The following is a 25,103-nucleotide window of genomic DNA, read 5'->3' on the forward strand; positions in this document are numbered from 1 at the left end:
TATTAAAAAAAGATATTTGACGTTATAATAAAATAAAGAAACTGTAGAAAAAGATCTTAGAAGTGATATCCGCAATTTATTACTAAAAAACAGAACTCTTTAGTGATAAGAATCTTATCAAAAAAAGCTCTTCATAATAAATTCATTACACCTTATTAAATCATAAAAAATTTACACAAACCAAAAAGAACAAACTGTAAAAATTTTTCTCTTATTCTGTTTCTGTATCCCCATCAATTTCATTAAAAGCCAAAAGATTAAAGCTTTGTACCATATGAGGAGGTAAAGGCGCAACAACATCCAATACTCCTCCTGAAGGATGAGGAACACGAAGTCGACGTGCATGAAGGTGAAGGCGGTTTTGCATCCCCCCTGGTAACGTCCAATTACTATCAGAAAAAAAATATTTTGAATCGCCAATAATCGGGTGATCTATATAAGCAGCATGCACACGTAGTTGATGTGTTCTCCCCGTATAGGGTTCCATTTCAAGCCACGAAAGAGCCCGCCCCCTAGTATCTAAAACGCGATAGTAGGAAACAGCATGGTTAGAATCAGGTTCTCCATGTTCACAAACACGCATTTTATCACCTTGTGCAGTAATTTCCTTAACCATCCATGTTGAAATTTTATCCTGATTTTTTTTAGGCACTCCCCGAACCAATGCCCAATAAGTTTTTTTTGTTTCTCGTGTTCTAAAAGCAGCTGTTAAAGCCTGTGCAACCCCTCTTGATCGAGCCACAACCAGAACACCTGATGTTTCACGATCAAGCCGATGAACCAAACGTGGTTTTTCACCTTTTTTATTGCGCCATACCTCAAGCATACTGTCAACATGGCGCGTCAAGCCAGAGCCACCTTGTACAGCTAACCCAGCTGGTTTGTTGAAAACAAAAACTTTTGAATCCTCATAAAGTAGCATTTTTTTCAAAAGGGTTTCATCATCCTGTCCACGAAGTATTTTTTCCGTTACAGGAGAACTCTCCTTGTCACCAATAGGTAAAGGCGGGACACGAACAGACTGCCCCATAAGAAGACGCGTATCGGCTTTCACACGTCCACCATCAACCCGTACTTGACCAGAACGCAGCAATTTTTGTAAATATCCAAATCCAAGTCCTGGATAATGTACTTTAAACCAACGATCTACACGCATTCCGTTTTCATCTATCTCAACTTTTTTTATTTTTACGCCTGCCATGAAAACTTCCTCGCCAATATAATTTTATCTATCAACTCTTTCTCTCCTCTTTAAAAAGACAAAAATCTATATCCCATAGAATTGGCTTTATCACACCATATTACAGTTAGTATTCAAAATTGCATTTTCTTACTGTTCAAATTTTATTAGCTCAAAGCCTAGCGTACAAAAATCGATAACCTTGCAATAGCTCGTGGAGATAATCATCTGTGTCCTTATTCAAAACATATGCTCGTGTTCTTAACTATCTAAACAAAGAAAAAAAGGCATCTATTTTAATCTGTACCGCTAATATTATGCTAGCTATTATTACTATTGCAGAACCTATTTTATTTGGACGCGTCATTGACTCTATCACAGAAAAAACAGCTATTATCTCGACCCTTACAATTTGGGTGTGTTTTGGTATTTCTCATATTATCGCCTATGTCCTTGTTGCTCGCAGCGCTGATCGCTTAGTCCATAGACGCCGCTTAGCTGTTTTAACTGAATCTTTTGAGCGTATCATCACCATGCCTTTAACTTGGCATCAACAACGTGGAACTTCTAATGCTCTTCATATACTTTTGCGCGCTGTAGACTCTCTGTCAACCCTATGGCTTGACTTTATGCGTCAACATCTTTCAACTCTTGTCGCATTATGCGTTCTTATTCCTATAGCTTTTAACATGAATTGGCGTCTTTCAACAGTCTTGGTAATACTTGCCATTATCTATGTCTTGATTGCACGTTTAGTGATGCGCAAAACAAAAAACGGACAAGCTGCTGTAGAATGCTATCATCATAATGTTTTTAAGCATATCAGTGATTCAATTTCTAACGTTTCCATTGTACAAAGCTATAATCGAATAAAGGAAGAAACCTTAGCATTGCACCAGCATACAAACGATCTTCTACAAGCACAAAACCCTGTTCTCAATTGGTGGGCTCTTGCCAGTGGCTTAAACCGAATGGCTTCAACCATTTCAATAGTTTGTGTTCTTCTCCTTGGAGCTTTTTTTGTAGCAAAAAGCCAATTACGTGTAGGTGAAGTTGTTGCCTTTGTCGGATTTGCACAATTAATGATTAGCCGTTTAGATCAAATGAGTAATTTTATTAATTTAACTGTATCCTCACAAGCAAAACTACAAGAATTCTTTTCAATGGAGGACTCAACCTTTCATATCAGCGAACCTGAAAATTTACCTTCTCTCCAAAATGTTAAAGGCTCTATACAATTTCATCATGTTAGTTACAAATTTCCTAATTCTTCTCAGGGAATCTTCGACATTTCCTTTGAAGTTAAAACAGGACAAACTGTTGCAATTGTAGGACCAACAGGTGCTGGGAAAACAACATTAATCAATTTATTACAACGTGTATACGACCCTACATTTGGATATATCACCATTGATGGAATAAATATACGCTCTGTTAATCGTGAATCCTTACGCAAATCTTTAGCAACCGTGTTTCAAGATGCCTGCCTTTTTAACCGAAGTATTCATGACAATATTTCAATAGGGAAAACAACAGCAACAGATGAGGAACTTTATGCAGCAGCAAAAATAGCTTCTGCTCATGATTTTATTCTGAAAAAAACCGATCGTTACAACACAATAGTTGGTGAACGAGGGTCTCAATTGTCAGGAGGAGAAAGGCAACGATTAGCAATCGCACGCGCTGTTTTAAAAAATGCGCCCATTCTTATTTTAGATGAAGCAACAAGTGCTCTTGATATCGAAACAGAAGCATATGTAAAAAAGGCTCTTGATTGCATAAGCCGTAATCGTACTACTTTTATTATAGCGCATCGCCTTTCAACAATACGCGATGCTGATATTGTGCTATTTTTAGAAAATGGTCACCTAATTGAAAAAGGAAACTTTCAAGAATTGATCGATAAAGGTGGCCGCTTCTATAAACTCTTAGAAACCAGCGGTTTAACATTCAATCAATCAACAATAGAAAACGATGAAAATGTAATCCCCTTGCATAAAGCCATAGCTTCATAGAATCTGTAAGTCCCCCTCCTCTCTTTAAGAGATCTCGAATCTAAGAAACAATATAACCAATCAGAAATTATCCTTCAAGAGCGGCTTTTAGTGCCGCGAGTGCCTCATCAGCCTTATTCCCTTCAGGACCGCCAGCCTGCGCCATATCAGGGCGACCACCACCACCTTGACCACCAAGAACACCGGAAACAATACGTACTAAATTAACAGCATTCAACTTATCCGTTAAATCATCTGTAACACCAACAACAGCACTCCCCTTACCATCCTCTGAAACAGTAATAAAAGCAATGACTCCAGACCCAATCTGTTTTTTTCCAGAATCCACCAATGCCTTAAGATCCCGCGGTAAAACATTATTCATAACATGTCCCATAAAAGATATGCCATTGATGATGCTAACATCTTCTTGACCACCTTGTATCATCTCCCCACTCAGCAGCATTTTCTTTCGTACATCATTCAACTCTTTTTCAAGTTTACGACGATCATCAAGCAAAACCTGAATCCGTTCTTCCACATCAGTAGGGGAAGTTTTTAAAAGGCCTGCAATCTCATGCATACGCTCATCTTGGCGCTTAAGATGGAGGCGTGCTGCTGTGCCTGTTAAAGCCTCAATACGACGCACTCCTGCTGCTACAGAACTTTCAGAAACAATATGAATCAAACCAATATCCCCTGTTCTCTCTACATGCGTCCCTCCACAAAGCTCAATTGACCAGTGACTTTTTGATTCTTCCTGTTCAAGCTGAGTACCCATAGAAACAACGCGAACTTCATCACCATATTTTTCACCAAATAATGCCATTGCACCCTCAGAAATTGCATCATCCGCGAGCATAAGGCGTGTTTTTACCTCACTATTTTGCAAAACAACATCATTTGCTAAATCTTCTATTTTCTTCAATTCTTCTAAAGAAACGGATTTTGGATGGGAAAAATCAAAACGCAACCGATCGGGTAAGACAAGAGAACCTTTTTGTATAACATGAGATCCCAATGTTTGACGCAAAGCTTCATGTAATAAATGAGTAGCGGAATGATTTGCGCGAATTTTTCTACGACGAACAACATCAACAGCTAATTCCACACAATCAGAGATCCTTGCCTGACCAGATTTAATCTCTCCAATATGAATAAAAACACCATCACCTTTTTTTTGAGTATCATGCACCTCAAAAACAAAATTTTCACCAGAAATAATACCACTATCACCAATCTGTCCCCCAGATTCACCATAAAAAGGTGTTTGATTCGCAACAAGAATGGCTTTCTGCCCCGAAGAAATATGATCAACAATTTTACCATCACACACAAGAGCGGTAAGAACGCCTTCAGCTTTTTCTGTTTCATAACCCAAAAACTCTGTAGCTCCCACCTGATCACGAATGGAAAACCAGATCTTTTCTGTTACAACCTCCCCAGAACCAGACCAATGAGCACGCGCTTCTGCTTTCTGACATGCCATCGCTTTATCAAAGGCATCAATATCAACAATTATTCCACGCCGCCGCAAAACATCCTGTGTTAAATCAAGCGGAAAACCGTAGGTATCATAAAGCTTGAAGGCAACTTCACCATTAAAATGATCCCCTTCTTTGAGATGAGTACTTGCTTCATTCAACAAACCAAGTCCCCGTTCAAGAGTTTTACGAAACCGCGTTTCTTCTAACCTTAAAGTTTCTGAAATCAAAGATTCAGCACGCACCAATTCAGGATAAGCTTGCCCCATTTCACGAATTAACGTGGGCAAAAGTCGCCACATTAACGGCTCTTTAGCACCAAGAAGATGCCCATGACGCATAGCACGACGCATAATACGACGTAAAACATACCCCCTTCCTTCATTGGAAGGAAGAACACCATCTGCAATCAAAAAGGCAGATGCGCGAAGATGATCCGCAATCACACGATGGCTGGCAACAAAATCACCCGTTGCTTTAACTCCTGTTATCTCTTGTGAAGCACTCATTAATGTACGAAAAAGATCAATGTCATAATTATCATGAACACCTTGTAAAACAGCAGCAATGCGCTCTAATCCCATACCTGTATCAATAGAAGGCTGAGGCAACTCAATACGCTCTTCCTTGCTCACTTGCTCGTACTGCATAAAGACAAGATTCCAAATCTCAACAAAGCGATCACCATCTTCGTCAGCACTTCCAGGTGGCCCTCCCCAAATTTTATCACCATGATCATAAAAAATCTCCGAACAAGGACCGCAAGGACCTAGATCCCCCATTGCCCAAAAATTATCAGCCGTCGCAATACGGACGATCTTTTCATCTGGAAGTCCTGAAATTTTACGCCACAATTCAGCAGCCACATCATCACTATGATAAACCGTCACTAACAACTTATCTTTTGGAAGACAAAATTCTTTTGTTAAAAGCTTCCATGATAAAAAAATAGCTTCTTCCTTGAAATAATCACCGAAAGAAAAATTACCCAGCATTTCAAAAAATGTATGATGGCGTGCCGTATAACCAACATTGTCAAGATCATTATGCTTTCCACCGGCACGGACACATTTTTGTGCTGTTGCTGCTTTTTTATAAGAACGCTGTTCAAGTCCCGTAAAAACATTTTTAAACTGCACCATTCCTGCATTTGTAAACATGAGTGTAGGATCATTACGTGGAACAAGTGGGCTAGAGGTCAGAACTTCATGCTCATTAAGATGAAAATAATCTAGAAAAGTTGACCGTATGCTATTAACGCTATTCATATGGATACCTGCAGTGGACAGTACAAAATTATAAAAACCCCCCACTCTCATTAAATAAACTCTTCGTAATCCTTAGAGTCCATTTAATCAAAAAGTGGAATGTTAAAAAACAAAGAATAAACGATCTTATACTTAAAAAATTTAACAAACGTGCATTCAAATTGTTTCATCGTTTTCTATATTTTCTGATCCTACATTTTCTAACAATTCAATTGCAATCAAACCAGCATTTTGGCGCAAAGCCGTCTCGATTTCTGCAGCTATTTCTGCGTGTTCACGTAAAAACTGCTTGGCATTTTCTCGCCCCTGTCCTAATCGTTGAGAATTATAAGAAAACCACGCGCCAGATTTCTCTACAATACCAACCTTGACACCTAAATCAATCAACTCACCTACTTTGGAAATACCCTCACCGTAAATAATGTCAAACTCAACCTGTTTAAATGGAGGTGCAAGTTTATTCTTCACGACTTTAACACGTGTCTGATTACCAACAATCGCATCCCGATCTTTAATAGATCCAATACGGCGAATATCTAAACGAACAGAAGCATAAAACTTTAAGGCGTTCCCACCTGTTGTTGTTTCTGGAGAACCAAACATAACACCAATCTTCATGCGAATTTGATTAATAAAAACAACCATGCAATTAGAGCGAAAAATTGCTGCTGTTAATTTTCGCAATGCTTTACTCATCAACCGTGCCTGTAACCCAGGTAAAGCATCCCCCATCTCACCATCAATTTCTGCACGTGGTGTTAAAGCTGCTACGGAATCAACAACAAGCACATCAACAGCACCAGAACGAACCAATGTTTCTGTAATTTCCAATGCCTGTTCACCAGTATCTGGCTGAGAAATAAACAAATTTTCTAAATCAACACCAAGCTTACGTGCATAAATAGGATCAAGAGCATGCTCCGCATCAATAAAAGCACAAATTCCACCAATTTTCTGAGCCTCAGCAATAGCATGAAGAGCTAATGTTGTTTTTCCAGAACTTTCTGGACCATAAATCTCAATAATACGTCCCTTCGGTAATCCACCAACACCCAATGCAATATCCAAGGACAATGAACCTGTTGGAATCGTCTCAATTTCAACGACCTGTTCTTTTTGCCCAAGACGCATAATAGAGCCTTTACCGAAAGCACGTTCAATTTGAGAGAGAGCTGCATCGAGAGCTTTTGCTTTATCCACGATAATATCCTTGATCAATTCATAATAATCCAATATTCAATGTACACTGTTATTTTTGGTTAACTAAAGTCTAGAGTTTAGATTTTCACAGACTATTTCCATTTCCATACCGCATCTACAAGACAAACCCCATCTAAGATAAAGAACTTAAATTCTTTAAACTTAGAGCACGCAATAGACTTCCCCTACTCCCCCTATATAAAGGAGAAAACTCGATACAGTTATAGCCTTCCTCGAGAAAAGAAACAATGTAAATTTCAACATAAACTTTATACAAAGCCTCTCTCATCCTTCTTTATACACACTAAAAAAATCCCTAGCATTTAACCACTTTCGCGCTCTTGATAAAAAAACCATCTTCAATCAAAATTACACGACATCGCATACAACTGAAATCATAAATACAAAACAATCAGAGAATTAAAACGAGACAAATATTTTTTAAATTTGAATTTTAAGTGTATAGAAATTTTGATCCAATTTTTTATTCTATAAAAATAACAAGCATTTAAGACATGATTGAGACCATTAACAGGAGATTGTAATGAGATAACTTCTGTAAAATAAGCCCAAAACCGATAAAAAAATTTTTCAACTAAAATTTCACTTTTGATTGGCTCGTTTTTTGCGCAATTGCTTCCACCACTCAAGGCGCTTCGCAATCTCGCGCTCGAAACCACGTTCTCGTGGTTGATAATAGATCTGGCGCCCAAGTTTTTCAGGAAAATACTCTTGTCCTGAAAAAGCATCTGGTTCATCATGATCATAGCGATAACCGTGCCCATATCCTTCTTCCTTCATAAATTTTGTAGGGGCATTAAGGATATGCTGAGGGGGAGGCAAAGAACCATTTTTGCGCGCACAATGCATAGCTGCTTTATAAGCGAGATATGTTGCATTTGATTTTGGTGCGGTCGCAACATAAAGACATGCCTGCGCCAAAGCCAATTCTCCTTCAGGTGATCCTAAATAATCATAAGCATCCTTTGCCGCATTACAAATGACAAGGGCTTGCGGATCTGCCAAACCAACATCCTCAACAGCCATACGAACCAATCTTCGCCCAATATAAAGAGGATCCTCTCCGGCATCAAACATTCGTGTTAAATAATAAAGGGCGGCATCAGGATCAGATCCTCGAACTGACTTATGCAACGCTGAAATAAGATTATAATGCCCCTCTCTTCCTTTATCATAAATGGGAGCACGACGCTGAATTATTTTTTGCAAAGAGACAGCATCAAAGATCTCTCCCGGTTGTGCAAGACACCAAACTTCCTCTGCCAATGTTAATACTGCCCGCGCATCACCATCAGACATCCCAATTAAAACATCTCTAGCATCATCATCCAAAGGAAGAGATTTCCCCTGCACTTCTTCAGCACGCTTCAAAAGCATGTGCAAGCTTTCATTATTATGTGGAAGAAATGTCAAAATACGTGCACGAGAAAGAAGGGCCGCATTAAGTTCAAAGGAAGGATTTTCCGTCGTTGCCCCTATAAGAATAATCGTCCCGTCCTCCATAACAGGAAGAAAACTATCCTGCTGCGCACGATTAAATCGATGAATTTCATCGACAAACAAAAGTGTTTGGCATCCAGACATAAAACGAGTCTGAGCAACTTCAAAAATTTTTTTGAGCTCAGAAACACCAGTGAAAATAGCAGAAACTTGCTCAAAAACAAAATTTGTTTCAGTCGCTAACAAGCGCGCAACCGTTGTTTTCCCTGTGCCTGGAGGTCCCCAAAAAATCATCGAATGTATCGAACCGACTGCTAGCATACGTGAAAGCACCCCGTTTTCTCCAATCAAGTGATTTTGTCCCATGACTTCACTGAGAGAATGTGGACGCAATTTTTCCGCAAGTGGCCGATTTTTATTAACTTGAAAATCAAAAGACGAAGTAAAAAAATCTTTATTCAAAAAAAACCTCAGCGAATAAATTGGCGAATATACATACCATCACGTTCATACTCCAATTGCCAAACACGCGGACGACCTTGCATAAGAATCTTTTTTAACTGACTAACTGTTTGAATTTTATGACCATTAATAACACGCAAAATATCTCTGGGCCGAAAAATTCCAGCAGCATTACTCATTTCATCAATATTGGTAATGACAACACCTCTTGCAGAAATTGGAAGATGAAAACGTCGACTATTTTGCGGTGTTAAATCTAAGACTTCAGCACCAGAAAGAGGCCCCTCATCAATAATTTTTTCAGATTTTAAAAATGCAGATTCCGGTATCGATGAAATGGTTATTTGTGTTTTTAAAAATTTTCCATTTCGTAAATATTCTAAAACAAGGCTGTGCCCAACACCAGCTGTCATCAAACGATATCCAAGACCGTCTGGACTATCAACGCGCATCCCTTGCACACTCAAAACAACATCGCCTACTTTCAAACCAGCTTTGGCCGCTGGACCGTTTTCGATAACTTCAATAACAAGAGCACCATAGGGACGTTCTAAACCTAAGCCCCCAGCAATATCAGGTGTAACATTTTGAAAAGATGCACCAATATAAGGTGGCACAAAATATTTCCCACCACGTTTCACAGTATCAAGCATTACTTTTACAAGATTTGATGGAATAGCAAAACCAATCCCTACAGAACCACCTGAACGCGAATAAATAGCCGTATTAATCCCTATTAATTGTCCTTTCATATCAATCAAAGCTCCACCAGAATTTCCTGGATTAATGGCAGCATCTGTTTGAATAAAAAAGTCAAAATCAGAAATGCCAACACGTGTCCGTGCTTGGGCTGAAACAATACCACTTGTAACTGTTTGACCAACACCAAAAGGATTACCAATTGCTAAGACAAGATCGCCAACTTCAACGGCATCAGAATCTCCTAAAGAAAGAATAGGAAACTGAGCTCCCTTTGCATCAATTTCAAGAATAGCAATGTCTGTTTCTTCATCTCTTAACTTAACCTTACTTTCAAACTCACGTCCATCAGAAAGAGCAACTTTAATTTCATCTGCATCCTTAATAACGTGATAATTAGTAATGATCAAACCACGTGCATCAACAATCACCCCTGATCCCAATGAAGATTGTCTACGCAAGGGACGATTATTTTGGAATCGACCAAAAAATTGCTCAAAAAAGGGATCTCCTTCAAAAGGCGAACGCGCTCTAATTTGCCGCGCTGCATAAATATTCACAACAGATGGAATCGTCTTTTTAACGAGAGGAGAAAATGAAAGAGTAATTTCTTTTTGTGTTTGTGGAATTTGAGCATACGCACAATGAAAGGACATCTGTACCATAATAGCGAAAAAAAGACCCGCCAAAAGAGAATACCTCATGACTCACTCCTTAAAAACCAATCCACTCTTTAATGTTAATAAGATAAGAAACCCTCTCATCCTCCATAAGCTAAGAATTTTTATTAATATTTATAATGAAGAAGAAAAACAACCATACGAACAATAAATATTATAAAATAATTCAACATTCTATAATCTTCTCACCATGTATATTTTTAAGTCAAGTTAACTCCAAAACATCCACAAAAAACCGCCCTAAAAAGGCGGCTTTTTAAAACTTAACAAAAAGAAAAATACTCTCTCTTTATGAAGAAGTTTCTTTTTCATTTGCAACACTTTCCGTACGCACACGGTCTATAGCGCCCTTTGCCTCAACATCACGATCAACAAATTCTATAACAGCCATAGGGGCATTATCACCGGTACGAAATCCCGCTTTCATAATACGCAAATACCCACCGTTGCGCAACGCATAACGCGGCGCAAGCGTATCAAATAATTTTGCAACTTTATCCACATCACGAAGTGCGGCAATAGCTTGCCGACGTGCATGCAATCCTCCACGTTTACCAAGTGTAACAAGTTTTTCAACAATAGGACGGATTTCTTTAGCCTTTGGTAACGTTGTCACAATCTGCTCATGCTCAATCAGCGAAACGGCCATATTAGCAAACATCGCTTTACGGTGACTGGCAGTCCGGTTCAACTTGCGACCTGACTTACTATGGCGCATGAGTTCTCTCCTTAAATTCTAAATTTTAATACTGATCTTCATAGCGTTTAGCAAGATCATCAATGTTTTCCGGTGGCCATGCCGAAATTTCCATACCAAGATGTAATCCCATACATGCCAAAACTTCTTTAATCTCATTTAACGATTTTCGTCCAAAATTTGGTGTCCGAAGCATTTCAGCTTCTGTTTTTTGGATAAGATCACCAATATAGACAATATTGTCATTCTTAAGACAATTTGCTGAGCGAACAGATAGTTCCAATTCATCCACTTTTTTGAGAAGCGCTGGATTGAAAGCAAGCTCTGAATCAGGCTCTTCAGCGGCTTGCTTCTGCGGATCCTCAAAATTGACAAACAACGACAACTGATCCTGAAGAATACGTGCTGCATAAGCAACAGCATCCTCCCCACTCACGGCGCCATTTGTTTCAAGCGTAAGCGTCAATTTGTCATAATCCAGAACCTGCCCTTCACGTGTATTTTCTACTTTATAAGAGACCTTACGAATTGGTGAATAAAGACTATCAACAGGAATAAGACCTATCCGCGCATCGTCAGCACAATTACGATCAGACGGAACATATCCTTTCCCTGTATTGACAATAAACTCCATACGAATCTCAGCATCTTCATCAAGGGTGCAGATAACATGCTCCGGATTCAGAATTTTCATATCTCCAACAGCATTGATATCTCCAGCTCTCACAACACCAGGGCCCTCTTTACAAATAACAACACGTTTAGGACCCTCTTCTTCCATGCGCAATGCAATCTCTTTGATATTAAGAATAATATCTGTAACATCTTCACGAACACCTGAAATTGATGAAAATTCGTGTAACACTCCATCAATCTGTACAGCAGTAATTGCGGCACCACGAAGTGACGACAACAACACACGACGGAGTGCATTCCCCAATGTTAAACCAAAACCACGTTCAAGAGGCTCTGCAACCATGCTCACAACATTTGGATTATCATGTGCAAAAAAATCAACCTTATTGGGTTTTATCAGTTCCTGCCAGTTTTTCTGGATCATATTTTTATTCCCGTTCTTTAGTTCCGCTACCATTCAATCGTAACGACCAATGTGAACATCAGAGGAGTCTCTGACAACAAAAAACAACACCCAATTAAACACGCCGTCTTTTTCGCGGACGACATCCATTATGAGGAATTGGTGTTACATCACGAATAGAAGTAATAATAAAACCAACAGACTGTAACGCACGCAAAGCAGACTCACGACCTGCCCCAGGCCCACAAACTTCAACTTCCAAAGAACGCATACCATGCTCTTGCGCTTTTCTAGCACAATCTTCCGCAGCAACTTGAGCTGCAAAGGGCGTAGATTTACGTGACCCCTTAAACCCCTGAGCACCAGCAGAAGACCACGCAATAGTATTTCCCTGCGCATCTGTAATAGTAATCATTGTATTGTTAAATGTTGAATTGATATGAACAACACCTGATGAGATATTTTTACGCTCTCGACGACGAACACGTGTGGCTTCCTTGGCCATAATCTTCCTTTCAACGATCTCCTCACCGCCGTAACACCAGCAGCTCCACCTTCTTTGTTCTTATTAAAATGAACTAACAAGAAACAAAATGTAAAAAAACAAACCTTTTTTAAAAAAAGACTATTATTTCTTCTTGCCGGCAATTGCTTTAGCCGGCCCTTTACGGGTACGCGCATTTGTATGGGTACGCTGCCCGCGCACAGGCAAAGAACGACGATGACGCAAACCACGATAACAACCAAGGTCCATCAACCGCTTAACATTCATAGCAACTTCACGCCGAAGATCACCTTCAACTTGATAGCCCTGATCTATCGCCTCACGAATTTGCAACACCTCTGCATCAGAAAGCTCATGGACACGACGCCCTACGGGAATACCAACCTTTTTAGTAATTTCTTGAGCAAATTTTGGTCCAATCCCGTGAATATACTGAAGCGCAATAATTACACGCTTATTTGTCGGGATATTGACGCCAGCAATACGAGCCACGCCTACTCTCCTTGGTTTATATTGACATTAGCCGTAAAACACCTGATGTACTTTACAGAAAAGTGACCCGGCACAAACATACTCCGAATCCTAATATTTCACTGAAATAAATTAAGATCCTTTTGATAGATCTTACAAAAAAAGTCAACACTTTTCATTTATTTCTAAAAAAAAATTATTATTGAAGAGATTCTCTAATCATGCGCGATACTTCACTGATATCAATCATTCCATCAATCACCTTCAACAATCCCCTTTCTGAATAAAATCTTGATAGAGGAATTGTTTTTTCACGATATTCCACTAATCGCTTCGTAAATGCAACAGAATTATCATCTGGACGAACCTGTTCACCAGCAGCCATTGCCTGCTCAACCCGTTTCTTCATTCGCTCAATCAGTGCATGCTCATCAACACGCAACTCAATAACAGCATCAAGTCGCATATTTTTTGATTGCAAAATGCTTTGTAATGCTTCTGCCTGCCCTACAGTTCGCGGATAGCCATCCAAAACAAAACCGTTTACACAATCACTTTCATCAATTCGATTCGATACAATTTGATTAACAATGCTATCGGAGATCAAAGCACCAGAACTCATAGTATCTTTAGCTTTTTTGCCAATCTCTGTCTCTTTAGCAATAACTTCACGCAACATATCACCTGTTGACAACTGAGGAATATTATACTCCTCGGTCAACATTTTTGCTTGCGTACCTTTCCCAGCCCCAGGAGGTCCTAAAAGAATAATTCTCATCGATTCCTTCTACCTCCACGAAGTTTTGATTTTTTAATCAAACCTTCATATTGGTGCGCAACAAGATGTCCCTGAATTTGAGTAACTGTATCAAGCGTAACAGTAACAACAATCAATAAAGATGTTCCTCCAAGATAGAAAGGAACCTGTAATGCAGATATCATAAATTCAGGCAACAAACAAACCAAAATAATATAGATCGCCCCCACAACAGTGATACGAGTCAAAACATAATCAATATATTCAGCTGTACGCTCACCAGGACGAATGCCAGGAATGAAACCAGAATGCTTTTTCAACTGATCTGCTGTATCACTTGGATTAAATACAATCGCTGTATAAAAAAAGCAAAAAAACGCCATCAAAATTGCATAAACAATCATATAAAGTGGTTGCCCATGACCAAGAGAATAAGAAATAGCCTGCATCCATTGAGGCATTTTATCAGAAAAGTTATTAATCGTTGCAGGCAACAACAACAAAGATGAAGCAAAAATCGGCGGAATAACACCAGCAGTATTCAATTTCAAAGGCAGATGTGACATATCACCTTGAAAAATTTGATTACCGACCTGACGTTTTGGATACTGAATGAGAATTCGCCGTTGTGCGCGTTCTACAAAAACAATAACTCCAATAACAGAAACCGCAATAAGAACGATTCCTATTAATAAAAAAGTTGACAAATCAGCCTGACTATGAGCGGTCAACAGTTGAGCAAAAGTAGAAGGAAGATTAGCAACAATACCTGTGAAAATAATAAGAGAGACTCCATTACCAACACCACGTGAAGTAATCTGCTCACCAAGCCACATGAGAAACATCGTTCCACCAACAAGGGTAATAACAGAAGAAACACGGAACATAAGACCCGGCTCAGCAACAATTTGAAGCCCTGTCCCTATACCAGTTTCGAGCGCAACCGCGATACCAAATGCTTGCAAAATCGCTAAAACTACTGTTACATAACGCGTATACTGATTAATAATTTTACGACCAAGTTCACCCTCTTTTTTAAGGGTTTCTAACGAAGGAATAACTGAAGTTAATAATTGTACAATAATCGAAGCCGATATATAAGGCATAATTCCCAATGCAAAAATTGCCATACGACCAACAGCGCCTCCAGCAAACATATTAAATAACCCCAAAACACCAGAGGCATGATGTTCAAATGTCTGCCGTAAAGAATCAATATTGATACCAGGAAGAGAAATATAAGTACCAAAGCGATAAACAAGAAGCGCCGCAAGGGTAAACCAAATGCGTTTTTTCAATTCGGTTGCACGTGAAAAAGTACCAAAGTTCACATTGGAAGCAAATTGCTCTGCCGCTGATGCCATAAAACGTCTCCCATCCACACTTCAGTTCTCTAAATCACGGAAGCATAACCCTTAAAATTTGTACCGCCTTACATAAATAAATGCAAACCAAAACAATAACCCTCAAAAAATACCCTCACTGAAGCAAACAAGCTTTCCTAGAGCATCATCCATATCAAAGCTAGCTTGCCGAAAGAACCTCAGGAAAAACAACTTGGCCACCAGCTTTTTCAACCTTAATACGAGCAGTTTCAGAAGCTCCAGAAACATGAATTATAATTTTTGCTTTCAACTCACCATCAGAAAGAAGACGTACCCCACCCTTCATACGACGAACAATCCCAGCCTCTTTCAAGGCAATGATATCAACAGGCTTCTCAATATTCAACTTACCCGCATCAACTGCCAACTGAATACGTCCCAATGAAACCTCATTATACGTTTTGGCAAAAAAATTCCTAAATCCACGCTTTGGCAAACGACGATAAATAGCCATTTGCCCACCTTCAAAACCATTGAGTGAAACACCCGAACGTGATTTCTGTCCTTTGACACCACGACCACCAGTTTTACCAGTACCAGAACCAATCCCACGCCCAACACGTTTACGATTTCTCGTTGCGCCTTCGCGATCACGCAGCTCATTGAGTCTCATATCTTATACTCCCGCAACCTTTAACCTTCATCTACAACACGAACAAGATGCCGAACCTTAGCAATCATCCCGCGCACACAAAGGGTATCTTCTAAAACACGCCGACGCCGTATTTTATTTAACCCGAGTCCCTTCAAGGTTGCGCGCTGAATCTGTGAATTCCGAATTGGACTTCCAACTTGTTCTATCGTCACAGTTTTACCACTCTGAGATTTTTTCTGAACCATTTCCTAATTCCTTTTCTGACAATCTCAGAAACTACCCTTCTGCATCAACCAAATGCCGACGCCGTGCCTGCAAAGTTGAATATTTGATACCACGTTGAGCTGCAATATCTCTAGGATGCATTTGATGTTTTAATGCATCAAACGTCGCACGCACCATATTATAAGGATTAGAAGATCCTAATGATTTCGCAACAACATCCTGCATACCTAGAGTTTCAAAAATAGCACGCATCGGTCCCCCAGCAATAATACCGGTACCAGCAGAAGCTGAACGTAGCAAAACCCGACCTGCTCCATGACGACCTTCAAGATCATGATGTAATGTACGCCCAGATCGCAGCGGAACGTAAATCATTCCACGCTTTGCAGCTTCCGTAGCTTTACGAACTGCCTCTGGCACTTCACGCGCTTTACCATGACCAAAACCTACACGGCCTTTTTGATCACCAACAACAACAAGAGCAGCAAAACCAAAACGCCGACCACCCTTCACAACTTTAGCAACACGATTGATATGAACAAGCCTATCGACAAATTCACCATCACGCTCATCTCGCTCACTACGCTCTTTCTGTGCCATTCCTCATTCCTTTTTCTTTTCCGGAAGCACTCTAATAAAATTCTATCTAAACATTAGAAGAACTTATACCAAAAACCTTAAAATTTTCTTCCTTAAGTTTCTCAATAAAATACCCTAGAAGTTCAACCCACTCTCACGAGCAGCTTCAGCCAAGGCTTTTACTCTACCATGATAAACATACGCCCCTCGATCAAAAACAACTTCCTTAACACCGGCCTGTTTTGCACGTTCAGCAATCAACTTACCAACAGCAAAAGCTGCATCTTTATCACCCCCACTTTTTAATGACTTTTTCAAGTCACCTTCAAGAGTAGATGCGGAAACAAGGGTATGCCCACGCGAATCATCGATAATTTGAGCATAAATATTTTGATTTGAACGATAAACGCTAAGCCGCAAACGCCCACTAGAAACCATTTTGATTCTACGACGAACACGGCGCGCACGACGCTGGATAATGTCCTTAGATGAAACCATAATACAAAATCCTTACTTCTTTTTACCTTCTTTACGAAAGATACGCTCATCTGCGTGTTTTACGCCTTTACCTTTATAAGGCTCAGGCCTACGATATTCGCGAATCTCTGCTGCGACTTGCCCAACTTGCTGCTTATCAATTCCAGAAACAACAATTTCTGTAGGCTTTGGAACCGTAACCGTAACCCCTGATGGCACTTTATAAATCACATCATGCGAAAAACCTAATGACAGCTGAACGTCTTTACCCTGCAAAGCAGCACGATAACCAACTCCATTGATCTCCAGCTTTTTTTCAAAACCATCTTTCACACCACAAAAAATATTTTCAATCATTGACCGCGACATCCCCCATTTAGAACGCGCTTCTTTTGACTGATCCCGAGGTGAAACCGTTATAACATTTTCCTCAAATTTCACCAAAACTTCATCATTAACGACATAACTCAGTTCACCTTTCGGACCTTTTGCCTTAACCAACTGCCCTTCAACAGTTGCGGTAACCCCAGAAGGAATTGAAATGGGTTTTTTTCCAATACGAGACATTGTTCTAACCTACTTTTTTTCTGTTTTCTTAACATTACTTAGAAAACACGACAAAGGAGCTCTCCACCGACATTTTGCTCACGCGCTTCATGATCGGCCATAACACCCTTAGGGGTTGATAAAATTGATATACCAAGACCATTTGCCACTTGAGGAAGTGACTTAGCAGAAACATATACACGACGACCAGGCTTTGAAACACGCGAAACTTCACGAATAGCAGCTAATCCTTCAAAATACTTCAACTCGATTTCAATTTCAGACTTTCCACCACCTAAATCGATTTGCTTATAGCCACGAATATAACCTTCAGAATGAAGAACATCAAGAACGCGCGCACGAAGCTTAGAAGCAGGCGTAATCACTTTGTTTTTTTTACGACCAAGTGCATTACGAATACGCGTTAACATATCACCAAGAGGATCTGACAGAGACATTGAGTAAACTCCTCTTACCAACTAGACTTAACAATGCCTGGAATATGGCCTATAGAGCCAAGTTCCCGCAATGCAATCCGCGACATTTTTAATTTACGATAATAAGCCCGTGGACGCCCTGAAACCTCACAACGATTACGAACACGAACTTTAGCAGAATTACGTGGCAACCTAGCTAACTGAACAGAAGCTTTAAAACGCTCTTCAAGAGGAAGCTTCTGATCCATAACTATCGCTTTCAAACGCGCACGACGCGCAGCATAACGTTTTACCATCACTTCACGATGCTTATTTTTTTCAACGGCACTTACTTTGGCCATAACCTTACCTCGCTACATTTGCCGTTACGAACGAAAAGGGAAATTAAAAGCACGCAACAATTCACGCGCCTCATCATCCGTTTTCGCTGTCGTACAAACGATGATATCCATGCCCCAAATTTGATCAACTTTATCATAATTGATCTCTGGAAACACAATGTGCTCTTTAATACCCATAGCAAAATTACCATGACCATCAAAGCTTTTGGGATTCAGACCACGAAAGTCACGAACCCGTGGAAGTGCAATCGTAACAAGACGATCCAAAAACTCAAACATACGATCTTTACGCAATGTAACTTTAGCCCCAAGTGGCATTCCTTCACGGACCTTAAAGGTCGCAATGGAGTTACGTGCACGAGTAACAACAGCCTTTTGACCTGTTATCAAACCCAAATCCCCAGCAGCAATAGAGGGCTTCTTAGAATCAGCAGTTGCCTCACCAATCCCCATATTAACCACAACTTTATCAACCCGCGGAATTTGCATCGCATTCTTGTAACTAAACCTCTCTTGAAGCGTTTTACGAACAACTTCAAAATAATGCGTCTTCATGCGCGGTGCTTGTTTTTCATCAGCCATTAATCAACTCTCCCGAACGCTTGGCAAAACGAATCTTATTACCATCTGCATTCATACGAAAACCTACACGGGTAGGTCTACCATCTTTAGGATCAGCAATCGCCAAATTAGACAGATGGATTGGAGCTTCCTTCGAGATAATACCAGCCTCTTGTTTTTGCGTTTGACGTTGATGACGTTTAATCATATTAACGCCACGAACAAAAGCTTTATTTTCCTTTGGATTCACCTTAATTACTTCACCACTACACCCTTTATCCTTACCGGATAAAACGACGACCTTATCACCTTTTCGAATCTTTTGCATAACAACCACTCCTTATAACACTTCAGGAGCGAGGGAAATGATCTTCATATGATTCCTACCACGAAGTTCGCGAGGAACTGGTCCAAAGATACGTGTACCGATCGGCTCTTTCTTATTATCAACTAAAACAGCAGCATTACTATCAAAACGAATAACGCTACCATCCGCACGACGAATATCCTTAGCAGTACGAACCACCACAGCTTTCATCACATCACCTTTTTTAACACGGCCACGAGGAATAGCATCCTTGACTGAAACAACAATAATGTCGCCGACCGAAGCATATTTTCGCTTTGAACCGCCTAACACCTTGATGCACATGACACGACGAGCACCAGAATTATCGGCAACGTCGAGGTTTGTTTGCATCTGAATCATGACTGGCCACCTTCTCTTAACATTTATATCCGGTTATGTCTCTAACACACCCGGATTTGCCTGCCAAATAACAATAAAGTTATTGTCCAAAAACTACCAATAGAAAGAAATCCACCGTTAAATTTTATAACAATAAACCCAATGAACTACGCTACACTGCCTTTCAGAACAATCCAACATTTATCTTTCGAAATTGGTTTAGATTCCTGAATAGAAACTTGATCACCAACCTTAAACTGATTGTTCTCATCATGCGCTTTATATTTTTTAGACTGTCTAACAGTCTTCTTAAGAAGTGGATGGGAATAACGCCGTTCCACCTTAACAACTACAGTTTTATCGCTCTTGTCGCTTACGACAACACCTTGCAAAACGCGTTTAGGCATCTCTTATTTCCTTAAACCTTACTTTCGTTTATCTTCTGACGAAGAAAAGTTTTAACACGCGCGATATCACGACGAACCTGCCTAACACGTGCAGTCTTTTCTAATTGACCCGTTGCTTTCTGAAAGCGCAAATTAAACTGCTCTTTCTTCAACTTAACCAATTCATCTTTCATTTGGTCGAGCGTTTGCGCCCGTAACTCTGTGGCTCTCATCGCTTTACCTCTTTATTCAGCAATACGCTGGATGAAACGCGTTTTAATAGGTAACTTCGCAGCACCCAATCTTAATGCCTCACGCGCTACATCTTCAGGAACCCCATCAAGCTCAAACATGATACGCCCAGGCGCAACACGAGTAGCCCAATAATCAACACTTCCTTTACCCTTCCCCATACGAACTTCAGTCGGCTTAGATGTAACTGGAAGATCTGGAAAAATACGAATCCACACACGACCAGAACGTTTCATGTAACGTGTAATCGCACGACGCGCCGCCTCAATTTGACGGGCAGTAATCCTCTCAGGCTCAACAGCCTTCAGTCCGTAAGCACCGAAATTCAAATCCGTACCACCCTTCGAAACACCGTGAATACGGCCCTTGAACTGCTTACGGAACTTTGTGCGCTTTGGCTGCAACATTGCTCTTTACTCCAAATTTTAGTTCAATCACAAAAACTAAGCATTTTCGCGGCGACGATTCGATAAAGAACCAGAATGATCAGCTTCCGTAGCACGACGCTCCGAAGCCATCGGATCATGTTCAAGTATCTCACCCTTAAAGACCCAAACCTTAACACCACAAATACCATAAGCAGTCTTAGCTTCTGCCGTACCGTAATCAACATCAGAACGTAAGGTATGAAGTGGAACACGACCTTCGCGATACCATTCCATACGAGCAATTTCAGCACCACCAAGACGACCAGAACAGTTGATACGAATCCCTTCCGCCCCAAGACGCATAGCTGATTGAACTGCACGCTTCATCGCGCGCCGAAAAGCAACACGACGCTCTAATTGCTGAGCAATTGACTGTGCAATAATCGTAGCATCAATTTCCGGCTTACGAATTTCTACAATATTCAACGAAGCCTCAGCATTTGTCATTTCCGAAAGCTTACGACGAAGCTTTTCGATATCAGCACCTTTTTTACCAATAATCAAGCCTGGACGTGCCGAATGAATCGTCACACGACATTTCTTATGAGGACGTTCAATAACAACCTTAGAAACAGCCGCTTGCTTTAACTCTTCAAGCACATATGAACGAATTGCTAAATCCTCATGAAGAAGACGCCCATACTCACCACTATCAGCATACCAACGGGAATCCCAAGTCCGATTAACTCCAAGACGAAGTCCTATTGGATTGATCTTCTGACCCATTATGCAGCCTCCACTTTTTCGGTAACTTCACGAACAATAATAGTAAGATGCGAAAATGAACGTTCAATTCGACTAGCGCGTCCACGACCACGAACATGAAAACGTTTCATCACAATCGACTTACCAACATAAGATTCGGCAACAATGAGCGAATCAATATCAAGATCGTGATTATTCTCTGCATTTGCAATCGCTGATTCAAGAGTTTTTTTCACAGTTTCAGCAATACGTTTCCGTGAAAATGTCAAATCAGCGAGCGCAACATTAACTCTTTTACCACGAATCATTGCAGCAACCAAATTAAGCTTTTGTGGACTAACACGAATTGTCCGCGTAACCGCCTTTGCTTCATTATCCTTAAGCTGGCGCGGAACTTTAGCTTTTCCCATTCCTATTTCCTCTTCGCTTTTTTATCTGCACCATGCCCATAATAAGTCCTCGTGGGAGCGAACTCACCAAACTTATGCCCAACCATCTCTTCAGAAACAGAAACAGGAATATGCTTATTACCGTTGTAAACACCAAAAGTTAAACCAACAAATTGCGGCAAAATAGTAGAGCGACGGCTCCATATTTTAATAACCTCATTGCGCCCACTTGCACGGACCTTTTCTGCTTTTCCAAGAAGATAGCCGTCAACAAACGGACCTTTCCAAACTGAACGAACCACTTCAGACTACCTTTCTCATTTCTTGCGCTGATGACGCGTACGCATAATAAATTTATCAGTGGCTTTGTTGGAGCGGGTACGCTTACCTTTTGTAGGCTTACCCCAAGGAGACACCGGATGACGCCCCCCCGATGTACGACCCTCACCACCACCATGTGGATGATCAACAGGATTCATAGCAACACCACGAACATGTGGACGCCTACCACGCCAACGCGACCGCCCCGCCTTACCATCATTAATATTCCCATGATCAGGATTTGAAACTGCACCAACAGTTGCAAAACAACTCCCAGATACCAAACGCTGCTCTCCAGAATTAAGACGAAGAATAGCCATCCCTTGATCTCGTCCAACCAATTGCGCATAAGTGCCAGCTGAACGTGCAATTTGACCACCTTTTCCCGGCTTCATTTCAACATTATGGATAATCGTACCCACCGGCATATTACCAAGAGGCATCGCATTACCTGGTTTAACATCAACATTTGAACCAGCTATAATAGAATCACCAACACCAAGACGCTGTGGTGCAAGGATATAGCTTAGCTGTCCATCCTCATAACGTATTAACGCAATGAAAGCAGTCCGATTCGGATCATATTCCAAACGCTCAACTTTTGCAGTAACATCCCGTTTAAGACGCTTGAAATCAACAAAGCGATAGCTGCGTTTATGTCCACCACCTTGAAAACGAGCAGTAACGCGACCACGGTTATTGCGTCCACCCTTTGACGATAGTCCCTCTGTCAACGTTTTTACAGGCTTACCTTTATAAAGACAAGAGCGATCTACAATAACAAGTTGACGCTGCCCAGGTGTAGTTGGATTAAAGTGCTTAAGTGCCATTGTTTTTATCTCCGAGCCCCTTTAAAGACCTGTCGAAACGTCGATAGACTGACCACTGGCCAACGTTACGATCGCTTTTTTGACATCACTCTGCCGACCAACGATTCCTTTGAAACGCTTTACTTTGCCCTTACGAACTATCGTATTAATCGCTTTAACTTTAACATTAAAAAGAGCTTCAATAGCAGCTTTAATCTCAGGCTTTGTCGCTTTCGGCGCAACATTAAAAGCAACTTGATTATATTCAGAAATCATAGTCGACTTTTCAGTAATAACTGGACTAACAATTATATCGTAATGGCGAAGGTCTGTCATCTAAAACGCTCCTCAAGAGCCTCTACAGCTGCTTTTGATAAAACAAGTTTGCTGCGACGCAAAATATCATAAACATTAATTCCTTGAATTGGCAAAATATCAACATTAGGAATATTAGATGCTGCACGAAAAAAACTAACATCAATCTCCTTGCCGCCAACTAAAAGAGCATTATCAAATCCAAGTTTAGAAAAATGAGAAACAAGGATTCTCGTTTTAGCATCCTTAACACTTAAATCATCAACAACAATTAAATTATTTGCTTTTAATTTTGCCGACAAAGCAAGACGCACCCCGAGCGCACGAACCTTTTTAGGAAGATCATATGCATGACTCCGAAAAACAGGACCATGCGCCTTACCTCCACCTCGAAACTGCGGCGCACGAGCAGATGAGTGCCGAGCTCGCCCAGTTCCTTTCTGTTTAAACATCTTTGCTCCTGTTCGTGACACATCAGATCGTCCCTGCGATTGATGCGTTCCCTGTTGACGACGAGCAAGTTGCCAACGAACAACACGTTGCAAAATATCCTCACGCGGAACAAGACCAAAAATACCTTCAGAAACCTTTAACTTACCAACTTCATTTCCATCAAGGGTTCTAATTACAAGATCCATTACTCAGCTCCCTCAGTTACAGAGGTTTCCATCACTGGAGTAACCATTTCCGTTTTCTCTTTCTCAAGACAGCGAATACCAGCGGGCTTAGGTACATTATCAGGAAGACGTTTTTTTATAGCGTCCCGTATCAAAATCCAAGCACCTTTAGATCCCGAAACAGCACCACGTACCAAAATTAAACCACGCACAATATCTGTAGAAACAACCTCAATATTCTGCGTCGTCACACGAACTTGCCCCATATGGCCAGCCATTTTCTTGCCTTTAAAAACCTTACCAGGATCTTGACACTGTCCTGTCGAACCATGAGCACGATGTGTGATTGAATTACCATGCGATGCACGATGTCCACCAAAATTATGCCGTTTCATAACACCAGCAAAACCTTTACCAATACTCGTACCAGTCACATCGACCCTCTGTCCTGGAACAAAATGCTCCACGGTAATCTCAGTACCGACATCAAGGAGATTATCGGGGCTTACACGAAACTCCGCTATTTTTGCTTTTGGCTCAACAGAAGCCTTAGCAAAATGTCCACGAAGAGCTTGTGAAGTATTTTTAACCTTGGTAAAGCCTACACCTAATTGAACAGCAGTATAACCATTCTTTTCAACTGTACGCTGAGCAATAACTTGACAATTCTCCAAACGAAGTACTGTTACCGGCACATGCTCACCAGCTTCATTATAAATACGGGTCATGCCCAGCTTCTGTGCTATTACACCTGAACGCATCGGGTCTGTTCCTTCTGTCCTCAAACCTCAGAGCTTAATTTCTACATCCACACCAGCAGAAAGATCGAGCTTCATAAGCGCATCCACTGTTTGCGGTGTTGGATCAACAATATCAAGAAGACGCTTATGTGTACGCATTTCAAACTGCTCACGACTCTTCTTATCGATGTGCGGACCACGATTCACTGTAAACTTCTCAATCCGCGTTGGAAGCGGAATAGGACCACGCACATTTGCACCAGTACGCTTGGCAGTCGACACAATTTCACGTGTCGATGTATCAAGAATTCTGTGATCAAATGCCTTTAAGCGAATGCGGATATTTTGACTGTTCATGCTCTCTTATTTCCCTGTCATGCAGAAACACCTCTTAATAACAGAGGCGTTTT

The 25,103-nt window shown here is 40.6% G+C and carries 33 protein-coding genes; 1 reads left to right on the top strand and 32 read right to left on the bottom strand.

Annotated features, from left to right (window positions below; translation table 11 throughout):
• Positions 1-211: 211 nt before the first annotated feature.
• Complete coding sequence (locus AC0QT4_RS06920) at positions 212-1,201, bottom strand: RluA family pseudouridine synthase (protein WP_473200989.1); 990 nt, start codon at positions 1,199-1,201, stop codon at positions 212-214.
• Positions 1,202-1,410: 209 nt separating this feature from the next.
• Between AC0QT4_RS06920 and AC0QT4_RS06925 the strand changes: the two genes are divergently transcribed.
• The gene (locus tag AC0QT4_RS06925) at positions 1,411-3,195 is read left to right on the top strand and encodes a glucan ABC transporter ATP-binding protein/ permease (protein WP_473200990.1); all 1,785 of its coding nucleotides are present in this window, start codon (positions 1,411-1,413) and stop codon (positions 3,193-3,195) included.
• A gap of 67 nt (positions 3,196-3,262) precedes the next feature.
• Here AC0QT4_RS06925 and alaS read toward each other — a convergent pair whose 3' ends face one another.
• From alaS to rpsJ, 31 genes are all read right to left on the bottom strand, one after another.
• A complete protein-coding gene (gene alaS / locus AC0QT4_RS06930) occupies positions 3,263-5,926 on the bottom strand; it encodes an alanine--tRNA ligase (RefSeq protein ID WP_473200991.1) in 2,664 nt (887 codons plus the stop codon).
• A 156-nt stretch (positions 5,927-6,082) separates the two neighbouring features.
• The gene (gene recA, locus AC0QT4_RS06935) at positions 6,083-7,126 is read right to left on the bottom strand and encodes a recombinase RecA (protein WP_473200992.1); all 1,044 of its coding nucleotides are present in this window, start codon (positions 7,124-7,126) and stop codon (positions 6,083-6,085) included.
• Positions 7,127-7,729: 603 nt separating this feature from the next.
• Positions 7,730-9,049, bottom strand: a complete 1,320-nt coding sequence (locus AC0QT4_RS06940; protein ID WP_473200993.1) for a replication-associated recombination protein A — start codon at positions 9,047-9,049, stop codon at positions 7,730-7,732.
• Positions 9,050-9,057: 8 nt separating this feature from the next.
• Entirely contained in the window at positions 9,058-10,452 is a 1,395-nt protein-coding gene (locus AC0QT4_RS06945; protein ID WP_473200994.1) for a DegQ family serine endoprotease, read from the bottom strand.
• Between the two features lie 265 nt (positions 10,453-10,717).
• A complete protein-coding gene (rplQ, locus tag AC0QT4_RS06950; RefSeq protein ID WP_473200995.1) occupies positions 10,718-11,146 on the bottom strand; it encodes a 50S ribosomal protein L17 in 429 nt (142 codons plus the stop codon).
• A 25-nt stretch (positions 11,147-11,171) separates the two neighbouring features.
• On the bottom strand, positions 11,172-12,185 hold the full coding sequence (locus AC0QT4_RS06955) for a DNA-directed RNA polymerase subunit alpha (protein WP_473200996.1): 1,014 nt from the start codon (positions 12,183-12,185) through the stop codon (positions 11,172-11,174).
• A 94-nt stretch (positions 12,186-12,279) separates the two neighbouring features.
• The gene (gene rpsK, locus AC0QT4_RS06960) at positions 12,280-12,669 is read right to left on the bottom strand and encodes a 30S ribosomal protein S11 (RefSeq protein ID WP_241438667.1); all 390 of its coding nucleotides are present in this window, start codon (positions 12,667-12,669) and stop codon (positions 12,280-12,282) included.
• Positions 12,670-12,792: 123 nt separating this feature from the next.
• Positions 12,793-13,161, bottom strand: coding sequence for a 30S ribosomal protein S13 (gene rpsM, locus AC0QT4_RS06965; protein WP_273760554.1), 369 nt, complete (start codon positions 13,159-13,161; stop codon positions 12,793-12,795).
• A 178-nt stretch (positions 13,162-13,339) separates the two neighbouring features.
• Positions 13,340-13,918: an adenylate kinase gene (locus AC0QT4_RS06970; RefSeq protein WP_473200997.1), complete on the bottom strand. Its 579-nt coding sequence runs from the start codon at positions 13,916-13,918 to the stop codon at positions 13,340-13,342.
• A complete protein-coding gene (gene secY / locus AC0QT4_RS06975; RefSeq protein ID WP_473200998.1) occupies positions 13,915-15,261 on the bottom strand; it encodes a preprotein translocase subunit SecY in 1,347 nt (448 codons plus the stop codon). Before secY ends, AC0QT4_RS06970 begins: the two co-directional genes overlap by 4 nt.
• 160 nt (positions 15,262-15,421) lie before the next feature.
• Positions 15,422-15,895: a 50S ribosomal protein L15 gene (rplO, locus tag AC0QT4_RS06980; protein ID WP_473200999.1), complete on the bottom strand. Its 474-nt coding sequence runs from the start codon at positions 15,893-15,895 to the stop codon at positions 15,422-15,424.
• A 20-nt stretch (positions 15,896-15,915) separates the two neighbouring features.
• Positions 15,916-16,122 (bottom strand): 50S ribosomal protein L30, encoded by a 207-nt coding sequence (gene rpmD, locus AC0QT4_RS06985; protein ID WP_473201000.1) that lies wholly within the window; start codon positions 16,120-16,122, stop codon positions 15,916-15,918.
• A 31-nt stretch (positions 16,123-16,153) separates the two neighbouring features.
• Complete coding sequence (gene rpsE / locus AC0QT4_RS06990; protein ID WP_473201001.1) at positions 16,154-16,702, bottom strand: 30S ribosomal protein S5; 549 nt, start codon at positions 16,700-16,702, stop codon at positions 16,154-16,156.
• A gap of 114 nt (positions 16,703-16,816) precedes the next feature.
• A complete protein-coding gene (gene rplR, locus AC0QT4_RS06995) occupies positions 16,817-17,179 on the bottom strand; it encodes a 50S ribosomal protein L18 (RefSeq protein ID WP_473201002.1) in 363 nt (120 codons plus the stop codon).
• A gap of 12 nt (positions 17,180-17,191) precedes the next feature.
• Positions 17,192-17,725: a 50S ribosomal protein L6 gene (gene rplF, locus AC0QT4_RS07000; RefSeq protein WP_473201003.1), complete on the bottom strand. Its 534-nt coding sequence runs from the start codon at positions 17,723-17,725 to the stop codon at positions 17,192-17,194.
• Positions 17,726-17,763: 38 nt separating this feature from the next.
• Positions 17,764-18,162 carry a 30S ribosomal protein S8 gene (gene rpsH, locus AC0QT4_RS07005; RefSeq protein WP_473201004.1) on the bottom strand — a complete coding sequence of 133 codons (399 nt, stop codon included), beginning with the start codon at positions 18,160-18,162 and terminating at the stop codon, positions 17,764-17,766.
• A gap of 14 nt (positions 18,163-18,176) precedes the next feature.
• Positions 18,177-18,482: a 30S ribosomal protein S14 gene (gene rpsN / locus AC0QT4_RS07010; RefSeq protein ID WP_473201005.1), complete on the bottom strand. Its 306-nt coding sequence runs from the start codon at positions 18,480-18,482 to the stop codon at positions 18,177-18,179.
• A 24-nt stretch (positions 18,483-18,506) separates the two neighbouring features.
• Positions 18,507-19,064: a 50S ribosomal protein L5 gene (gene rplE / locus AC0QT4_RS07015; protein WP_473201006.1), complete on the bottom strand. Its 558-nt coding sequence runs from the start codon at positions 19,062-19,064 to the stop codon at positions 18,507-18,509.
• The gene (gene rplX, locus AC0QT4_RS07020; RefSeq protein ID WP_473201007.1) at positions 19,057-19,371 is read right to left on the bottom strand and encodes a 50S ribosomal protein L24; all 315 of its coding nucleotides are present in this window, start codon (positions 19,369-19,371) and stop codon (positions 19,057-19,059) included. The genes rplE and rplX overlap by 8 nt, the downstream gene beginning before the upstream one ends.
• 12 nt (positions 19,372-19,383) lie before the next feature.
• A complete protein-coding gene (rplN, locus tag AC0QT4_RS07025; protein ID WP_004855715.1) occupies positions 19,384-19,752 on the bottom strand; it encodes a 50S ribosomal protein L14 in 369 nt (122 codons plus the stop codon).
• 146 nt (positions 19,753-19,898) lie between these two features.
• Positions 19,899-20,138 carry a 30S ribosomal protein S17 gene (rpsQ, locus tag AC0QT4_RS07030; protein WP_473201008.1) on the bottom strand — a complete coding sequence of 80 codons (240 nt, stop codon included), beginning with the start codon at positions 20,136-20,138 and terminating at the stop codon, positions 19,899-19,901.
• 11 nt (positions 20,139-20,149) lie between these two features.
• Positions 20,150-20,350 (bottom strand): 50S ribosomal protein L29, encoded by a 201-nt coding sequence (gene rpmC / locus AC0QT4_RS07035; protein WP_241438650.1) that lies wholly within the window; start codon positions 20,348-20,350, stop codon positions 20,150-20,152.
• A gap of 12 nt (positions 20,351-20,362) precedes the next feature.
• Complete coding sequence (gene rplP, locus AC0QT4_RS07040; protein ID WP_004859191.1) at positions 20,363-20,776, bottom strand: 50S ribosomal protein L16; 414 nt, start codon at positions 20,774-20,776, stop codon at positions 20,363-20,365.
• 36 nt (positions 20,777-20,812) lie between these two features.
• Entirely contained in the window at positions 20,813-21,523 is a 711-nt protein-coding gene (gene rpsC, locus AC0QT4_RS07045; RefSeq protein ID WP_473201009.1) for a 30S ribosomal protein S3, read from the bottom strand.
• Positions 21,523-21,912: a 50S ribosomal protein L22 gene (rplV, locus tag AC0QT4_RS07050; protein WP_473201010.1), complete on the bottom strand. Its 390-nt coding sequence runs from the start codon at positions 21,910-21,912 to the stop codon at positions 21,523-21,525. The genes rpsC and rplV overlap by 1 nt, the downstream gene beginning before the upstream one ends.
• A 2-nt stretch (positions 21,913-21,914) precedes the next feature.
• Positions 21,915-22,193 carry a 30S ribosomal protein S19 gene (gene rpsS, locus AC0QT4_RS07055; RefSeq protein WP_004855734.1) on the bottom strand — a complete coding sequence of 93 codons (279 nt, stop codon included), beginning with the start codon at positions 22,191-22,193 and terminating at the stop codon, positions 21,915-21,917.
• Between the two features lie 15 nt (positions 22,194-22,208).
• Entirely contained in the window at positions 22,209-23,042 is an 834-nt protein-coding gene (rplB, locus tag AC0QT4_RS07060) for a 50S ribosomal protein L2 (protein ID WP_473201011.1), read from the bottom strand.
• A gap of 21 nt (positions 23,043-23,063) precedes the next feature.
• Positions 23,064-23,357 carry a 50S ribosomal protein L23 gene (locus tag AC0QT4_RS07065; RefSeq protein ID WP_473201012.1) on the bottom strand — a complete coding sequence of 98 codons (294 nt, stop codon included), beginning with the start codon at positions 23,355-23,357 and terminating at the stop codon, positions 23,064-23,066.
• Positions 23,354-23,974 (bottom strand): 50S ribosomal protein L4, encoded by a 621-nt coding sequence (gene rplD, locus AC0QT4_RS07070; RefSeq protein ID WP_473201013.1) that lies wholly within the window; start codon positions 23,972-23,974, stop codon positions 23,354-23,356. Before rplD ends, AC0QT4_RS07065 begins: the two co-directional genes overlap by 4 nt.
• Positions 23,974-24,714: a 50S ribosomal protein L3 gene (gene rplC / locus AC0QT4_RS07075; protein ID WP_473201014.1), complete on the bottom strand. Its 741-nt coding sequence runs from the start codon at positions 24,712-24,714 to the stop codon at positions 23,974-23,976. Before rplC ends, rplD begins: the two co-directional genes overlap by 1 nt.
• Positions 24,715-24,741: 27 nt before the next feature.
• Positions 24,742-25,050, bottom strand: coding sequence for a 30S ribosomal protein S10 (rpsJ, locus tag AC0QT4_RS07080; protein WP_005773267.1), 309 nt, complete (start codon positions 25,048-25,050; stop codon positions 24,742-24,744).
• Between the last annotated feature and the right edge of the window lie 53 nt (positions 25,051-25,103).

It is taken from the genome of Bartonella sp. EBT8, assembly GCF_055796165.1.

Bases quoted from the DNA above. Each gene is read 5' to 3' on its own strand.
- AC0QT4_RS06955 (WP_473200996.1), bottom strand. From the start codon at position 12,185: ATGATCCAGAAAAACTGGCAGGAACTGATAAAACCCAATAAGGTTGAT.
- rplX (WP_473201007.1), bottom strand. From the start codon at position 19,371: ATGCAAAAGATTCGAAAAGGTGATAAGGTCGTCGTTTTATCCGGTAAG.
- rplP (WP_004859191.1), bottom strand. From the start codon at position 20,776: ATGTTGCAGCCAAAGCGCACAAAGTTCCGTAAGCAGTTCAAGGGCCGT.
- rpsK (WP_241438667.1), bottom strand. From the start codon at position 12,669: ATGGCCAAGGAAGCCACACGTGTTCGTCGTCGAGAGCGTAAAAATATC.
- rplO (WP_473200999.1), bottom strand. From the start codon at position 15,895: ATGAGACTCAATGAGCTGCGTGATCGCGAAGGCGCAACGAGAAATCGT.
- rplR (WP_473201002.1), bottom strand. From the start codon at position 17,179: ATGGTTTCATCTAAGGACATTATCCAGCGTCGTGCGCGCCGTGTTCGT.
- AC0QT4_RS06945 (WP_473200994.1), bottom strand. From the start codon at position 10,452: ATGAGGTATTCTCTTTTGGCGGGTCTTTTTTTCGCTATTATGGTACAG.
- rpmD (WP_473201000.1), bottom strand. From the start codon at position 16,122: ATGGTTCAGAAAAAATCTCAGAGTGGTAAAACTGTGACGATAGAACAA.
- rpsE (WP_473201001.1), bottom strand. From the start codon at position 16,702: ATGGCACAGAAAGAGCGTAGTGAGCGAGATGAGCGTGATGGTGAATTT.
- rpsH (WP_473201004.1), bottom strand. From the start codon at position 18,162: ATGTCTCTGTCAGATCCTCTTGGTGATATGTTAACGCGTATTCGTAAT.
- rplB (WP_473201011.1), bottom strand. From the start codon at position 23,042: ATGGCACTTAAGCACTTTAATCCAACTACACCTGGGCAGCGTCAACTT.
- rpsQ (WP_473201008.1), bottom strand. From the start codon at position 20,138: ATGCCTAAACGCGTTTTGCAAGGTGTTGTCGTAAGCGACAAGAGCGAT.
- rplV (WP_473201010.1), bottom strand. From the start codon at position 21,912: ATGGGAAAAGCTAAAGTTCCGCGCCAGCTTAAGGATAATGAAGCAAAG.
- rpsJ (WP_005773267.1), bottom strand. From the start codon at position 25,050: ATGAACAGTCAAAATATCCGCATTCGCTTAAAGGCATTTGATCACAGA.
- secY (WP_473200998.1), bottom strand. From the start codon at position 15,261: ATGGCATCAGCGGCAGAGCAATTTGCTTCCAATGTGAACTTTGGTACT.
- AC0QT4_RS06970 (WP_473200997.1), bottom strand. From the start codon at position 13,918: ATGAGAATTATTCTTTTAGGACCTCCTGGGGCTGGGAAAGGTACGCAA.
- rpmC (WP_241438650.1), bottom strand. From the start codon at position 20,350: ATGAGAGCCACAGAGTTACGGGCGCAAACGCTCGACCAAATGAAAGAT.
- rplF (WP_473201003.1), bottom strand. From the start codon at position 17,725: ATGTCTCGTATTGGAAAAAAACCCATTTCAATTCCTTCTGGGGTTACC.
- rpsC (WP_473201009.1), bottom strand. From the start codon at position 21,523: ATGGGTCAGAAGATCAATCCAATAGGACTTCGTCTTGGAGTTAATCGG.
- rpsN (WP_473201005.1), bottom strand. From the start codon at position 18,482: ATGGCCAAAGTAAGTGCCGTTGAAAAAAATAAGCATCGTGAAGTGATG.
- rplD (WP_473201013.1), bottom strand. From the start codon at position 23,974: ATGGATCTTGTAATTAGAACCCTTGATGGAAATGAAGTTGGTAAGTTA.
- rplQ (WP_473200995.1), bottom strand. From the start codon at position 11,146: ATGCGCCATAGTAAGTCAGGTCGCAAGTTGAACCGGACTGCCAGTCAC.
- rplE (WP_473201006.1), bottom strand. From the start codon at position 19,064: ATGGCTGATGAAAAACAAGCACCGCGCATGAAGACGCATTATTTTGAA.
- rplC (WP_473201014.1), bottom strand. From the start codon at position 24,714: ATGCGTTCAGGTGTAATAGCACAGAAGCTGGGCATGACCCGTATTTAT.
- AC0QT4_RS07065 (WP_473201012.1), bottom strand. From the start codon at position 23,357: ATGACAGACCTTCGCCATTACGATATAATTGTTAGTCCAGTTATTACT.
- alaS (WP_473200991.1), bottom strand. From the start codon at position 5,926: ATGAATAGCGTTAATAGCATACGGTCAACTTTTCTAGATTATTTTCAT.
- AC0QT4_RS06920 (WP_473200989.1), bottom strand. From the start codon at position 1,201: ATGGCAGGCGTAAAAATAAAAAAAGTTGAGATAGATGAAAACGGAATG.
- rplN (WP_004855715.1), bottom strand. From the start codon at position 19,752: ATGATTCAGATGCAAACAAACCTCGACGTTGCCGATAATTCTGGTGCT.